This window comes from Pseudomonas kurunegalensis (assembly GCF_030291635.1).
GTDB lineage: Bacteria > Pseudomonadota > Gammaproteobacteria > Pseudomonadales > Pseudomonadaceae > Aquipseudomonas > Aquipseudomonas monteilii.
Window position 1 is genome coordinate 1,689,313 of sequence record NZ_CP127871.1, and the last position, 14,207, is coordinate 1,703,519.

Sequence of the window (14,207 nt, forward strand, 5' to 3'; positions counted from 1 at the left end):
CGTATATGTCGCTTCGCATTTCTTACAGGCGAGCCTTTCTTATGAAGTCTATTCACTGTTTCGGTTTGAATGTGGTAACCCGCAGCCTCAGAGCATCCTTGCTGCTGCTCTGGACGGCTCCGGTTTGGGCGCAAACCATTGTCGATGGCGAGTTGAACATTGATGCTTCGACCGCGCCTGACAGTTATCAGGTCAATGCGGGGGGGCAACTGAATGCCACTGGCGCCACCACCCAGCGCATCAGGGCAAACGCAGGCAGTGGGTTGAACTTGCAGGGCACCACGGTTGATGGCGGAGCATCGGAGGGCGTGACGCTCGTTTCGGCGAACGGGACTATCAGCGGCAATAGTTCCATACGTGCCGACCTGTTCGGTTTGCGCCTTGGTCGCCAAGGCAGTGTGGGCTCGACGGTGACGGTCAGTGACAGCAGTATCGAGGGGGGGCGCGGGGGCGCGTCGCTGAGTGCTGGCTCTGCACTGGTGCTGGAAAACAGCACGCTGGTCAGCAATGGCAACTTGGCAGCGGCGGAATTGTTCGGCGACGCCAGCCTGACTGCCAAGGGCAGTATCATCCGCGGTGCACGCATCGGTCTGGAGATTCTGGCCGACCCAGGTTTTGCCGATGCGGCCGAGGTAAGCCTGGTCGGGACGCATATCGAAGGTCTGGACGGTTCGGCAATCGTCGTGGGCGATGCTTTCCTGGGGCCAGCGAGCGCCAATATCCTGGTCGGCGCGGGGTCGACCCTCAAGGGCAGTAATGGCACTCTGCTGGAGGTGCTGGGCGATTCCGCGGCAAGCCTGAGTGTCGACAACGCCCAGCTGGTAGGTGACATTCGTGCCGAAGCAGGCTCGACCGCGAACGTGAGCCTGGATAACCATGCCAGTCTTACCGGTCGCCTGGAAAATGTGGCCAGCCTGACGCTCGCCAACCAAGGCCGCTGGACCATGGTCGAGGACAGTCAGGTCGGCAAGCTGCAGATGAACGGCGGTGAGGTGCACTTTGGCGAAGCCAATCAATACCAACGCTTGAGCCTGGGCGAATTGTCGGGGAGCGGCACGTTCATCATGGACGCCGATTTCGCCACCGGGCAGACCGATTTTCTTGAAGTGACCGGGAATGCCAGTGGCAACCATAGCCTGCTGGTCGGTAGCAGCGGTGCCGAGCCGACCGCGCCGAATTCGTTGCACCTGGTTCACGTCGAGAGTGGCGATGCTTCGTTTTCGTTGCTCAACGGGCCAGTCGACCTTGGCACGTTTTCCTATGCCTTGGCGCAGCGCGGCAACGATTGGTTCCTCGACGGCTCCAGCAAGGTCATCAGCCCTGGCACCGCATCGGTACTGGCGCTGTTCAACACTGCACCGACGGTCTGGTACGGTGAGTTGACCACCTTGCGTGGGCGCATGGGCGAATTGCGCCTGGACGAGCGCAAGGCCGGGGCTTGGGCCAGAGCCTACGGCAACCAGTACAACGTCAGCGACCAGGCAGGTTACAAGCAGACGCAACAAGGGTTTTCCCTGGGGGCCGACACGCCGTTGCCTTGGGGGGATGGGCAGTGGCTGGCCGGTGTCATGGCCGGGCACAGTTCGTCCGACCTCAACCTGACCCGGGGCGGTTCTGCCGAAGTCAAAAGCTATTACCTCGGCCTGTATGCCACTTGGCTGGATGCAAGCAGTGGCTACTACTTCGATAGCGTGGTCAAACTCAACCGCTTCGACAACGATTCGAAGGTAACGTTGAGCGATGGCGAGCGTGCCAAGGGCAGCTATGACAACCTGGGCGTCGGTGGGTCTGTAGAGTTTGGCCGCCATATCGCCTTGGGTGATGGTTACTTCGTCGAGCCTTATACCCAGTGGTCGGCAGTGAACATCGCGGGCAAGGATTACCACCTGGACAACGGTCTCAAGGCACAGGGCGATGATACCCGGTCGCTGTTGGGCAAGGCCGGTGCCACGCTGGGGCGCACCTTCGACCTGGGGGAGGGGCGTTTTGCTCAGCCCTATGTGCGCGCCGCGTATGCGCATGAGTTCGTGAGCAATAACCAGGTCAAGGTCAATGACCACCGTTTCGACAATGACCTGGCCGGTTCGCGAGGTGAACTGGGGGTCGGGATTGCGGTGGCGCTGGACGAGCGCCTGCAGATGCATGCTGATTTCGATTACAGCAACGGTGAGCAAATCGAGCAGCCGTGGGGTGCAAATATCGGTGTGAGTTATCGCTGGTAATGTTGGGCAAGGGCGAGCGAAAGGTCGCCCTTGCCGTTTTCGGTCCTGGAGGAAGGCATCATGCCAATGGATTCGATACGCAATTACGATGTCCTAGACCCTCCGTCGGCACCGGCGGCGCTGGACGACATCACAGATGGCACGCCGGGATTGTTACCAGTTGCAGACCTCAGCAGGCCCTTGCGTATCGAGGTACCGCAGTGGCCGGTTTCCAGCCCTAGCCCGGATAGGCCGGAAACACTCTTCCTGTACTGGGATGGCGAATTCGTTGATGAAAAGACCTGGTATGCGGCCATCGATCCCGATGAGCTGTTTATCGATGTGCCGGTCGACTCATTGCTTAAAGAGGGCGAATTCAAGGTTACTTACCGCGTTCTGGGCTATAACGGCGTGGAAACCGGCTCCAAGCCCCTGACCTTGACCATCGACCGCACCGCTCCCGTTCTGGGCGGTGACAGGGGGCGCTTGGAGTTTCCAGACCTGGGCTCGCAGCCCTTGACTGACAAATTTCTCAAGGACCATGGCGAAGTGTTGCGCGGGGAGGTACCGGACTACCACGTATTCATGCCGGGCGATACGATCGTGTACTACTGGGATGATGAGCCACTGGACAACACCTTGGTAGGCGAGCTCACCTTGACCAGCGCGAATGCCGGCAAGCCCGTGATCATCGAATATGACGGCAAGATGATCCGGGACCGTGGTGATGGTGGCCGCTATGCGCAGTATCTGGTGCGTGATCGTGCAGGAAACGAAAGCCAGACGGCGGTGCCCAAGGCCGTTACTGTCGATGCCAAGCCGGTGCCACGGGTACTTCCCTGGCCAGTGGTGCCGCTGGCGACTGGCAGTCAGGAGCTGGTGACCCTGATGCTGCTCGACATTCATGAGCCTCTGGAAATACGTGTACCTGAAACGGCGGTCATCCATCCGGGCGAGCCGTTCATGGTGGAGTGGGCGCCTGGGCTGTTTGGTGAGCAGTTGTTGCCGGGTGTGGAGGGTGTGCGCAGCTACCGCGTTGCCGAGCGCAATGTAGTTGCCCTGAGTGGCAAGACAGTCCCGCTGCGTTACGCGGTAGACGGGAGCGACGGCCCATGGTGGTCGGATGTCAGGCGGGTCAAGATAGAGCCGCTTCCAATCTCCAGCATGCCTATTCCACAGCTATCGGGTGCGACAGGTACGACATTCAGCTTGAAGCAGCAGACGCAGGATCCAGCAATCACGCTGGCGCCCTGGAAGCTGATCAGTGAGGATCAGTGGGTCCGTATCGAGGTTCGCGGAGTCTCCAGCGAAGGCCCCAGTAATCTGTCGGTCATGCACAATCATGTGGTCACTGAGGGTGAATTGGTGTCCGGGATCGGTGCAACAGGTGATGTAAAGGTGCCGCTTACATTCCTGAGCGGTTTGTCGCTGGGGCTAACCTTCCATGTCGAGGTGAAGGTCAGTTTCGACGCCGGCCGTACCTGGCCGGCGTTGCCGAATTTCGAATCGTTGGAGCTCACCTTGGTGGCTTGAGTGTCAGGGGCTGCTGCATGACGGGGGTAGAGGCGCCATAGTCGTTGAGGGTATTGAAGGTCACTTGTAGCCCCTGCACCTTGCGCACGTGCGTCAGTCGGTAGAACTGTTGGGCGAACGGAGGTGCCATGGCCATGGCGCTGGGTTTTTCCGATTCCCCGGCACCACTGACTTCCAGTTGGTCGAACGTGAAGTGAAAGGGCGTCGGGTTGTCGACCACCAGATACAGGCTGCCATCGCGCTGCTGCAGGAACCAGTTCAGATGCTTGACGTTATCCTGCGGCAAGCCCTTGAGTTGGCTGGGCCGATAGAACAGCTTGATGCGTGTGCGCATGGCGATGTTCAGGTGGTTCTGGCCAGACGTTTCTTGCTGCGGGATTTCCTGGACATTGAAAAAGAACAGCGACTCACGGTCTTGCGGCAGGTCGTTGGGCAGCCGGTTGATCTGCACAAGCTGGTCTTTGCCAGGGGCCAGGCGGAACAGTACGGGGGTGGGGACCAAAGGTACGGCCGTGAGTGTATCGTCTGCCTGGGTATTGACCCACGTCTGCACGGCGAAAAGCCTGTTGGTCGGGTTGGCGACCACCACCGATGAACTGCGAGCGTCGCTGGCGTGAATTACCCGGGTGGCGTTGATGGTCAGCGCGGCTTCGGCAGCTGGCAGTGAAAGGGCCAGGCACAAAGGGAGCAGGGTGCGTCGAAGGCGTTGGTATCCGGAGTTAGACATGATCTGTACAGGGCGTTGTGGACGAGGGGCCGCGCCGTGTTACGCGCGGCCTGAGGGCTATTTCAGGTTGAACACGAAAGGAACCGTGGCGTTAACTGGCCCGGCGCTGACAGTGGCTGCGGTCGTGCGCAGGTTGGCGTAGAACACCATCGTGCTTTCGCCAGTGACGTTCAGGTCATAGCCCTTGGATTCGGCCCCCCAAGGGATGACGGTTCCGGTGTTGTCCTTGATTGCCAGCGCTACGCCAGCGGCGCTGCCAGCGTGCAGTGCATGCAGAGTATCGCCCGCGCCTGCCGGGCCATCTACACCAGAGAAGGACACGACACCTTTCTTGCCCGTCGGGTCGCAACCGGTGCCGGCCGTGATGCTAAGGCCAAAGCGCAGAGGGGCCGACTCGTTGCCAATAGCCCCCGTGAGCTGAGAAGCATCCCCCTCCGGCAACACGATCGGGTTCAGTATCGCACCGTTGTTAGGGTCGACAATCTCGATGGAGCAGGTGTTGCCGTTGACTTTGCCGGTGAAGAGGATGGTACCGGTATCCGGCAACGCATGGGCGGTACTGGCGGCCGCGGCCAGGCCGAGGGCGATCAAGGTTTTTTTCATTGGAAATACCCGTGGGTCAGTTGAAGGCCGCGATCATCGTTGTGGATGATGGGCGCATTTTCAGTCCTGAACAGCGTTGCTCAGCTGTCGCAGTAACGCGTGCAGGTTATGCACGGCGGCACTGAGCGTCTGTAAGGCGAATCAACTTGAAAGCGGGGGATTGCGACGGGTTACAGCGTCAAGTCGCGCCTGAAGTCAGGCGCGACCGTCGAGGAGGTCAGTGGTTGGCAGAGTCGTTTGGCAACGAGAGCAGTTGCTTCTCCTGATGCCAGTCGAAAGGCTCGTCGTTTTGATCCGCCTCGTAGCGGCGCTCTTCGAGGCGTTGGTACAGGTCGAGTTCCTCGTCAGGCATGTAATGCAGGCAGTCTCCACCGAAGAACCACAGCAGGTCGCGCGGCACCAGGTGGGCGATTTGCGGGTAGCGCTGAATCACCTGGCAGATCAGGTCCTGGCCCAGGTATTGGCTTTCCAGCGGGTTTTGCGGCAGCAGGGTGAGCAGTTCGTCGAAGCGTTCGAGGAACAGGGCGTGGCTTTCCTCTGGAACCTGTTCAGCTTCCCCCAGCGCCACCAGGATGGTACGCAGGTGGTTGAGCAGTTGCAGGTGATATTCCAGGTGTGGGTTGGCCATGGGGTGGTCCTCGGGGTGGTCGAAACGGGGGCGGAGTATACGCGGGTTACGGAGGGGGCCGCAAAACGGCCCCTTGCTCAGCGTACCTTGCCTGGTGCGGGCAGCAACTGCGCTTTGTCGAAGGCATCCACATCGATCACTGCCCGGCGGGCGTGCTCTGCCTCGTGCAACTGCTGCCCGTCACCAGGCTGCAGCGCACCGCTTTGCACTGCCGCATCGATTATCGATTGCCCGGGTGCAGGCCGAACCCTGCCCTCCTTGATAGCCTGGTGTAGCGCCTTGTGCAACGGGGCTGCTTCATCCAGCAAGTCGGCGGCCCGCTGCAGTGCCGCGACTGGGTCGCCATCGGCCTGAGGGCGGAAGCAGCCTGCAAGCAGTTCCTCCAGGGCCGGATCGCCCTTGCTGCGGCCAATAAGCGCTGCTACCTCCGCATCGAGTTCATCGTTTGGTCCGGTGTGGCGACGACCGAAGGGGAATACCAGCACGCGCAGTACGCAACCGACAAAGCGGTTGGGGAAGTTGTCGACCAGCCGGTCCAGGGCCTTTTCCGCCTGGCCCAGGCTTTCTTCCATGGCCCAGCGCAGCAGAGGCTGCATGTGCTCGGGTGAGCCCAGGTCGTGGTAGCGCTTGAGCGCGGCGCTGGCCAGGTACAGATAGCTGAGCACGTCGCCCAGGCGTGCGCTCAGGCGTTCGCGGCGCTTGAGCGCGCCACCCAGCAGCATCATCGACAGGTCGGCCAACAGGGCGAAGGCGGCCGCCTGTCGATTGAGGGCACGGAAGTAACCTTGACTCAAGGCATCACCGGGCACCGGCTCGAAGCGTCCAAGGCCCAGGTTGAACACCAGCGTGGTGGCCGCGTTTCCGGCGGCGAACATGATGTGCTTCATCAGCAGGTCGTCGAATTCCTTCAGTGCCTGCTCCCGGTCATCACGGCCTGCCAAAGCCATTTCTTTAAGCACGAACGGATGGCAGCGGATGGCACCCTGGCCGAAGATCATCAAGTTGCGCGAGAGAATGTTCGCGCCCTCGACCGTGATGAAGATCGGCGCCCCTTGCCAGTTGCGCCCCAGGTAGTTGTTCGGCCCCATGATAATGGCCTTGCCGCCGTGCACGTCCATGGCGTGCTGGATGCATTCGCGGCCACGCTCGGTCAGGTGGTACTTGAGAATCGCCGACAATACCGAAGGCTTTTCGCCCAAGTCCACAGCCTTGGCCGTCAGCAGGCGGGCGCTGTCCATCAGCCAGGCGTTGCCGCCGATGCGTGCCAGCGATTCCTGTATGCCTTCGAACGCGGCCAGCGGCACGTTGAACTGCTCGCGGATGTTGGCGTACTGGCCAGTGACCAGGCTGGTGTACTTGGCAGCACCCGTGCCCACGGCGGGCAGTGAGATGGAACGGCCAACAGACAGGCAGTTCATCAGCATCATCCAGCCCTTGCCGAGCATGGCCTGGCCGCCGATCAGGAAGCTCAGCGGCACGAACACATCCTTGCCGCTGTTGGGGCCGTTCATGAACGCGGCGCCCAGCGGCAAGTGGCGTTTGCCGATCTCGACACCGGCTGTGTCGGTGGGGATCAGTGCCAGGCTGATGCCGAGTTCTTCCTCCTCACCCAGCAGATGGTCCGGGTCATAGGCCTTGAACGCCAGCCCCAACAGGGTGGCGACTGGCCCAAGGGTGATGTAGCGCTTTTCCCAGTTCAGGCGCAGGCCCAGCACTTCTTCGCCGTCCCACTGACCTTTGCAGATGATACCGGTGTCGGGCATGGCGCCTGCGTCGGAGCCAGCCAGCGGGCCCGTGAGGGCAAAGCAGGGTATTTCGTCGCCGCGTGCCAGCCGTGGCAAGTAGTGGTTGCGCTGTTCGTCAGTACCGTAGTGCAGCAGCAGTTCGGCCGGGCCAAGGGAGTTGGGCACCATCACCGTGGAGGCCAGGTCGCCGCTGCGGGTAGCCAGCTTCATCGCTACCTGGGAGTGGGCGTAGGCAGAGAAACCTTTGCCGCCGTATTCCTTGGGGATGATCAGGGCGAAGAAGCCATGCTGCCTGATGTGATCCCAGGCTTCGGGCGGCAGGTCCAGGTCCTGGCCGATCTGCCAGTCGCTGACCATGGCGCACAGGTCTTCAGTGGGGCCGTCGATGAAGGCCTGTTCTTCCTCGGTCAGCTTCGGTGCCGGGTAGGCCAGCAAGGTGCGCCAGTCGGGGCGGCCGCTGAACAGTTCGCCGTCCCACCACACCGTACCGGCGTCGATTGCCTCGCGCTCGGTTTGCGACATGGGCGGCAGGGTACGCTGGAACCAGCTGAATACCGGGCCGGTGAACACTTTGCGGCGCCAGTCCGGCAGCGCCACCAGGGCGATCTTGAGCGCCAGTACGATCCAGATCAGGGCCAATAGCCAGCCGGGCGCACTGCTGAAAATGCCCATCAGCAGCACATAGGCCGCCATGATGCCCAGTATTTGCAAAGGCGCGAGGCGCCGGTGCGTGAGGTACGCCGCGCCGATTACCAGCACCACCAACCACAACAGCAACATAATCGGTCCTCCTTGGAACCAGGGGGGCTTTAGCCGTCCCAGACAGCTTAGACGCAACGCTGTGAACGGCAGGTTCAGAACAGTGACAGGGTGTGGCTGCCGGAGTTTCAGTTCTTTGTTTGCCTGTGCCGGCCTCTTCGCGGGCACGCCCGCCCCCACAGGATCATCACAATCTTCAAGCCAACGGTATTCCTGTGGGAGCGGGCTTGCCCGCGAAAGGGCCGGTACAGGCGGCGAATGTCTGGAGTAGACTGCACCACCTCCGCATTCATTAAGGACGTTGCCATGCTGAAGATCTGGGGCCGCAAGAACTCGAGCAATGTGCGCAAGGCGCTGTGGATCGCCCACGAGCTGGGTCTGGACTTCGAATCCATCGACGCCGGCGGCGCCTTCGGCGTGGTCAACGAGCCGCACTACCGTGCCCGCAACCCCAACGGCCTGGTGCCCATGCTGGAAGATGGCGACCTGACCCTGTGGGAGTCCAACACCATCGTCCGCTACCTGTGCGCCGAATACGGCGCCGAGCAGGGCTGGTACCTGGAAGACCCGCGTCAACGCGCCCTGGCCGACAAGTGGATGGACTGGACCACCTCATCCTTTGCCGCACCGTTCCGCCCGTTGTTCTGGGGCCTGCTGCGCACCCCGGAAGACCAGCGCGACTGGGTGGCGATCAACGCCGCGCACAAGCAATGCGCCCAGTTGCTGGCCATCGCCGACGAAACCCTGGCCAAACAGCCTTACCTGTCCGGTGACCAGATCGGCATGGGCGACATCCCACTGGGCAGCTTCATCTATGCCTGGTTCGAAATGCCCATCGAGCGCCCGGCCATGTACCACCTGGAAGCCTGGTATGAGCGCCTGAAACAGCGCCCGGCCTATCAGGCCGCGGTGATGACCGCGCTCACCTGACCCTGCTTCGATAGTCATTATCAATAGATGTGACTGTACTTGTGCGGCCTGGCCTTGCACCATGGCCGCACTCACTGCGCCAGTGACTTTACCTGGCGTGTCCTGCACCTTTTTCTTCGGTAAGTGACCCGCTATGAGTTCCGCCCTGTCCATCCGACAGCTCACCAAGACCTACGGCAACGGCTTTCAGGCCCTCAAAGGCATCGACCTCGATGTTGCCGAAGGCGACTTCTTCGCCTTGCTCGGCCCTAACGGTGCCGGCAAGTCCACCACCATCGGCATCCTGTCCACCCTGGTGAACAAAACCAGCGGCACGGTCAATGTGTTCGGCCATGACCTGGACCGCGAGCCCTCGGCGCTCAAGCGCTGCCTGGGCGTGGTGCCGCAGGAATTCAATTTCAACCAGTTCGAGAAAACCTTCGACATCGTTGTGACCCAGGCCGGCTACTACGGTATCCCGCCCAAGGTGGCCAAGGAACGCGCCGAACAGTACCTGACCCAGCTGGGCCTGTGGGACAAGCGGGATGTGCAGTCGCGTTCGCTGTCGGGTGGCATGAAGCGCCGCTTGATGATCGCACGCGCGCTGATCCACGAGCCGCGCCTGCTGATCCTCGACGAGCCGACTGCAGGTGTGGACATCGAACTGCGCCGCTCGATGTGGAGCTTCCTCACCGAGCTGAACCAGAAGGGCATCACCATCATCCTCACCACCCACTACCTGGAAGAGGCTGAGCAGCTGTGCCGTAACATCGGCATCATCGACCACGGCACCATCGTCGAGAACACCAGCATGCGCCAGTTGCTGGGCAAGCTGCATGTCGAAACCTTCGTGCTCGACCTCAAGCAGGACCTGGCCAGCGCGCCGGTGCTGCAAGGTTACCCGTGCAGGCTGCTGACCCCGCACACCCTTGAGGTGCAAGTGGAAAAGGACATTGGCATCACCGCACTGTTCGGCCAGCTGGCGCTGCAGAACATCGAGGTGCAAAGCCTGCGCAACAAAACCAACCGGCTTGAGGAGCTGTTCGTGTCCCTGGTGGAAAAAAACCTGTCGAAGGTGGCCGTATGAGTGTGGAACTGCGCACCAACTGGGTCGCCCTGAACACCATCGTCTACCGCGAAGTGCGGCGGTTCTTGCGCATCTGGCCGCAAACCTTGCTGCCGCCAGCCATCACCATGGTGCTGTACTTCGTCATCTTCGGTAACCTGATCGGTCGGCAGATCGGCGACATGGGCGGCTTTACCTACATGCAGTACATCGTGCCGGGGCTGATCATGATGTCGGTGATCACCAACTCCTACGGCAACGTGGTGTCGAGCTTCTTCGGCAGCAAGTTCCAGCGCTCGATCGAAGAACTGATGGTGTCGCCGGTATCGCCGCACACCATCCTCGTGGGCTACGTGCTGGGTGGCGTGCTGCGCGGGCTGGCGGTGGGGGTGATCGTGACCATCCTGTCGATGTTCTTCACCGACCTGCAGGTGCATCACCTGGGCGTGACCGTGGTTGTGGTGCTGCTGACGGCCACCATCTTCTCGCTGCTGGGCTTCGTCAACGCGGTGTTTGCGCGCAACTTCGACGATATTTCGATCATCCCCACCTTCGTGCTGACGCCGCTGACCTATCTGGGTGGAGTGTTCTACTCGATCAACCTGCTGCCGCCGTTCTGGCAGACCGTGTCGCTGGCCAACCCGGTGCTGCACATGGTCAACTCGTTCCGCTACGGCATCCTAGGGGTGTCGGATATCAGCATTGGCACGGCGATCACCTTCATGCTGGTCGCCACCGCGGTGCTCTATGGGGTGTGCGTTCGCTTGCTGGTCAGCGGCCGCGGCATGCGGGCCTGAGGCCTTGCACCGGCATTGGCGACGGCGCCACTGCCGGCCCACCCACCAGCGCCAGTACAGCATGGTGGCGAAGTAGCCGGCGATGCCCAGCACCACACCGCACACCACCGAGCCGAGCAGGAAGGGTTGCCACAGCGTCGACAGCTGGTCGGTGATCCACTGGAAGGTCAGCTCGTCGGGCAGGGTGCGCGGCGGCACCTGCATCAGCCAGGCGCCGGTCATGTAGGTGACGAAGAACACCGGCGGCATGGTCAGCGGGTTGGTCAGCCACACCAGGCTGACGGCGATCGGCAGGTTGCCGCGCACCGGAATGGCCAGCGCGGCGGCCAGCAGCATTTGCGCCGGCATCGGGATCAACGCCGCAAACAGGCCCACACCCATGGCCCGTGCCACTGAATGGCGGTTCAGGTGCCAAAGGTTCGGGTCATGCAGCAGCTTGCCGAAAAAGCGTAAGGACTTGTGTTCCCGAATGCTGGTCGGGTCCGGCATGTAGCGTTTGAAAAGTCGGCGCGGCATGTAGGCTCCCGGAGCGTTGATCCGGGCAGTATGCCCTGATTCGGATTCAGCCTCGTTTAGAGTTTGTGACAATTGTTGAGCAAGGGTTGCCGGCAATTGGGCTATGCCTCAGAGGGTGATTTGCCTTCTGGAGCTCTACCTCATGCGCACAGGGATGTTTGCGCTCGCGCTCGGGCTGTTGTGCCTGGGCTTTCTCCCCGTATTGCCATCGGTCGGATGGTTGATCGCGCTGGCTGCCTGCGCTGTCGCCAGTCTGTTCACCCGCGTGTGGCCGTTGGGCTGTTTTCTGCTGGGTTTGTGTTGGGCTTGCGGGTCTGCTCAGCTGGCCCTTGATGATCGCCTGGCTGCTGGCCTGGATGGCCGCACCTTGTGGCTGGAAGGGCGGGTGGTCGGCTTGCCGGCCCGAACGGCACAAGGCGTGCGCTTCGAGCTGGACGCGGCACGCTCGCGGCGGGCCGAGCTGCCGCAGCGCCTGCAGCTGAGCTGGTTCGGTGGGCCGCCTCTGCGGGCGGGCGAGCAGTGGCGGCTGGCCGTGACCTTGCAGCGCCCGGCCGGGCTGTTGAACCCGCATGGGCCGGACCGCGAGGCGCAACTGCTGGCGCGGCGGGTGGGTGCCACGGGCACGGTCAAGGCGGGGCAGTTGCTGGCGCCAGTAACCGGTGGTTGGCGCGATGCGCTGCGTCAGCGCTTGCTCGCCGTCGAGGCCAATGGCCGAACGGCGGCGTTGGTGGCGCTGGTGCTGGGTGATGGGGCGGGCCTGGCCCGGGAGGACTGGCAGACGTTGCAGGCCACCGGCACGGTGCACCTGCTGGTGATTTCTGGCCAGCACATCGGCCTGGTCGCCGGTTTGCTGTATGGCCTGGTTGCCGGGCTGGCGCGCTGGGGTTGGTGGCCTGCACGGCTGCCCTGGTTGCCCTGGGCGTGTGGCTTGGCTATGACCGCAGCACTGGCCTACGGTTGGCTGGCCGGTGCGGGCGTGCCGGTGCAGCGTGCCTGCCTAATGCTGGCCGTGGTGCTGCTCTGGCGTCTGCGTTTTCGTCACCTTGGCGCACAGTTGCCGCTGTTGCTGGCGCTGGTCGTGGTGTTGCTGGTCGAACCGCTGGCGGCGCTGTTGCCGGGGTTCTGGCTGTCGTTTACCGCAGTCGCCACGCTTCTCTATTGCTTCAGTGCCCGGCTAGGGGGCTGGCGGCCCTGGCAAGCCTGGACGCGGGCGCAATGGGTCATCGCCATCGGTTTGCTGCCAGCGTTGTTGGCGACTGGCCTGCCGGTGAGCTTGAGTGCGCCGTTGGCCAATCTGGTAGCGGTGCCGTGGATCAGCCTGGCGGTGTTGCCGTTGGCGCTGCTGGGCACGGTGCTGCTGCCATTGCCCGGGGTAGGGGAGGCGTTGTTATGGCTGGCGGGCGGGCTGCTGGACCTGTTGTTCCGAGGGTTGGCGTTGGTGGCGCAACAGCGCCCGGCCTGGATGCCGTCAGCATTGCCAGTGTGGGCCTGGTTACTGGTTTGTCTGGGGGCGCTGTTGGTGCTGCTGCCTCGGGGCGTGCCGTTGCGTGGGCTGGGTGGCGTGATGCTGTTGGCCCTGTGGGTACCAAGGGAGCCGGTGCCGCTTGGGCAGGTCGAAGTCTGGCAACTGGACGTCGGCCAAGGGCTGGCAGTGCTGTTGCGCACCCGCCATCACAACCTGCTTTACGATGCCGGGCCGGCCAAGGGTGACAGTGACCTGGGCGAGCGGGTGGTGTTGCCGACCTTGCACAAGCTGGGGGTGGGCAGCCTTGACCTGATGGTTATCAGCCATGCGCATGCCGACCATGCGGGTGGGGCCGGGGCAATTCGGCGTGGTTTGCCGGTCAGACAGGTGATCGGTGGTGAGGCGCTGGAGGGTGTTGAGTTGCAGCCTTGTGCCAATGGTGAACAGTGGGCATGGGATGGCGTGCACTTTTCGCTGTGGCACTGGGCTGAAGGGCGCAGCAGCAACGACCGCTCCTGTGTGCTGCTGGTCGAGGCACAGGGCGAGCGCTTGCTGCTGGCGGGTGATATGGAGGCTGGCGCCGAGCGGGCCTGGCTGGCGACCATTGAAACACCCCGTATTGATTGGTTGCAGGCGCCGCACCATGGTAGCCGCAGCTCTTCCACCGAGGCGTTCATCCGCGCTACCGCACCGCGTGGGGTATTGATTTCGCGGGGGCGTAACAACAGCTTCGGGCACCCGCATGGGCAGGTGGTGGAGCGTTATCGGCGGTATGGGGTGGCGATACATGACACGGCGGTGGAGGGGGCGTTACGGTTGGTGCTGGGGCGGCAGGGGGAGGTTGAAGGTGTTCGGGGGCAGCGGCGGTTTTGGCGGGCTCAACTGGATTAAGGTGGGGCTGATAGGTGTACGCCGTTGTATGTTCAGTGCCTATGAGATCGAGCGCCGCCCGCGCGGCGCATCGCGAGCAAGCTCGCTCCTACATCTGTTTCGGGCCAGTCACGCCTGTGACAGGCGCGCGCGACCGCCTTGTTTGTACGACACGATTTCGTGCCATGCGCCAAGGGGGCGCGCGCAAATGGCGCAGGAATAATTGGCCCGAAACAGATGTAGGAGCGAGCTTGCTCGCGATGCGCCGCGCGGGCGGCGCTCGATCTCATAGGCGCTGAACCTGTAACGGCAAGCACCTGTCAGCCTCAACGCCAATTCCCTGACCTCCGGCAGATGAGCCCTCGCCACGCCTATGGTAGAGTGGCGG

At 62.4% G+C, this 14,207-nt stretch carries 10 protein-coding genes and 1 pseudogene; 6 read left to right on the forward strand and 5 right to left on the reverse strand.

Annotation, left to right across the window (positions count from 1 at the left end; genetic code table 11):
* Positions 1 to 41: 41 nt before the first annotated feature.
* Positions 42 to 2,222, forward strand: coding sequence for an autotransporter outer membrane beta-barrel domain-containing protein (locus QQ992_RS07595; RefSeq protein ID WP_286112854.1), 2,181 nt, complete (start codon positions 42 to 44; stop codon positions 2,220 to 2,222).
* Positions 2,223 to 2,282: 60 nt separating this feature from the next.
* Complete coding sequence (locus QQ992_RS07600) at positions 2,283 to 3,734, forward strand: hypothetical protein (protein ID WP_286112855.1); 1,452 nt, start codon at positions 2,283 to 2,285, stop codon at positions 3,732 to 3,734.
* On the opposite strand, the gene QQ992_RS07605 is transcribed toward QQ992_RS07600, so the two are convergent.
* From QQ992_RS07605 to QQ992_RS07620, 4 genes are all read right to left on the reverse strand, one after another.
* Positions 3,718 to 4,461 (reverse strand): fimbrial biogenesis chaperone, encoded by a 744-nt coding sequence (locus tag QQ992_RS07605; RefSeq protein ID WP_286112857.1) that lies wholly within the window; start codon positions 4,459 to 4,461, stop codon positions 3,718 to 3,720. The genes QQ992_RS07600 and QQ992_RS07605 overlap by 17 nt on opposite strands.
* Before the next feature lie 57 nt (positions 4,462 to 4,518).
* Positions 4,519 to 5,064, reverse strand: a complete 546-nt coding sequence (locus QQ992_RS07610; protein ID WP_286112858.1) for a fimbrial protein — start codon at positions 5,062 to 5,064, stop codon at positions 4,519 to 4,521.
* 217 nt (positions 5,065 to 5,281) lie between these two features.
* On the reverse strand, positions 5,282 to 5,692 hold the full coding sequence (locus QQ992_RS07615; RefSeq protein WP_286112859.1) for a PA2817 family protein: 411 nt from the start codon (positions 5,690 to 5,692) through the stop codon (positions 5,282 to 5,284).
* 77 nt (positions 5,693 to 5,769) lie between these two features.
* Positions 5,770 to 8,217, reverse strand: a complete 2,448-nt coding sequence (locus QQ992_RS07620; RefSeq protein WP_286112860.1) for an acyl-CoA dehydrogenase — start codon at positions 8,215 to 8,217, stop codon at positions 5,770 to 5,772.
* A gap of 285 nt (positions 8,218 to 8,502) precedes the next feature.
* Here QQ992_RS07620 and QQ992_RS07625 point away from each other — a divergent pair, with 285 nt between their 5' ends.
* From QQ992_RS07625 to QQ992_RS07635, 3 genes are all read left to right on the forward strand, one after another.
* Entirely contained in the window at positions 8,503 to 9,126 is a 624-nt protein-coding gene (locus tag QQ992_RS07625; protein ID WP_110740228.1) for a glutathione S-transferase, read from the forward strand.
* Positions 9,127 to 9,259: 133 nt separating this feature from the next.
* Positions 9,260 to 10,192, forward strand: a complete 933-nt coding sequence (locus tag QQ992_RS07630; protein WP_016715124.1) for an ABC transporter ATP-binding protein — start codon at positions 9,260 to 9,262, stop codon at positions 10,190 to 10,192.
* Positions 10,189 to 10,968, forward strand: a complete 780-nt coding sequence (locus tag QQ992_RS07635) for an ABC transporter permease (protein ID WP_019098550.1) — start codon at positions 10,189 to 10,191, stop codon at positions 10,966 to 10,968. The genes QQ992_RS07630 and QQ992_RS07635 overlap by 4 nt, the downstream gene beginning before the upstream one ends.
* Positions 10,969 to 10,977: 9 nt before the next feature.
* Here QQ992_RS07635 and QQ992_RS07640 read toward each other — a convergent pair.
* Positions 10,978 to 11,484 (reverse strand): annotated as a pseudogene (locus tag QQ992_RS07640) (DUF2062 domain-containing protein); the annotation flags it as partial.
* Positions 11,485 to 11,626: 142 nt separating this feature from the next.
* On the opposite strand from QQ992_RS07640, the gene QQ992_RS07645 reads away from it, so the two are divergent.
* Positions 11,627 to 13,840 carry a DNA internalization-related competence protein ComEC/Rec2 gene (locus QQ992_RS07645; protein WP_286112862.1) on the forward strand — a complete coding sequence of 738 codons (2,214 nt, stop codon included), beginning with the start codon at positions 11,627 to 11,629 and terminating at the stop codon, positions 13,838 to 13,840.
* Positions 13,841 to 14,207: the final 367 nt, after the last annotated feature.

Coding starts and splice junctions, on each gene's coding strand:
- QQ992_RS07610 (WP_286112858.1), bottom strand. CDS start 5,064: ATGAAAAAAACCTTGATCGCCCTCGGCCTGGCCGCGGCCGCCAGTACC.
- QQ992_RS07635 (WP_019098550.1), top strand. CDS start 10,189: ATGAGTGTGGAACTGCGCACCAACTGGGTCGCCCTGAACACCATCGTC.
- QQ992_RS07625 (WP_110740228.1), top strand. CDS start 8,503: ATGCTGAAGATCTGGGGCCGCAAGAACTCGAGCAATGTGCGCAAGGCG.
- QQ992_RS07600 (WP_286112855.1), top strand. CDS start 2,283: ATGCCAATGGATTCGATACGCAATTACGATGTCCTAGACCCTCCGTCG.
- QQ992_RS07630 (WP_016715124.1), top strand. CDS start 9,260: ATGAGTTCCGCCCTGTCCATCCGACAGCTCACCAAGACCTACGGCAAC.
- QQ992_RS07605 (WP_286112857.1), bottom strand. CDS start 4,461: ATGTCTAACTCCGGATACCAACGCCTTCGACGCACCCTGCTCCCTTTG.
- QQ992_RS07620 (WP_286112860.1), bottom strand. CDS start 8,217: ATGTTGCTGTTGTGGTTGGTGGTGCTGGTAATCGGCGCGGCGTACCTC.
- QQ992_RS07645 (WP_286112862.1), top strand. CDS start 11,627: ATGCGCACAGGGATGTTTGCGCTCGCGCTCGGGCTGTTGTGCCTGGGC.
- QQ992_RS07595 (WP_286112854.1), top strand. CDS start 42: ATGAAGTCTATTCACTGTTTCGGTTTGAATGTGGTAACCCGCAGCCTC.
- QQ992_RS07615 (WP_286112859.1), bottom strand. CDS start 5,692: ATGGCCAACCCACACCTGGAATATCACCTGCAACTGCTCAACCACCTG.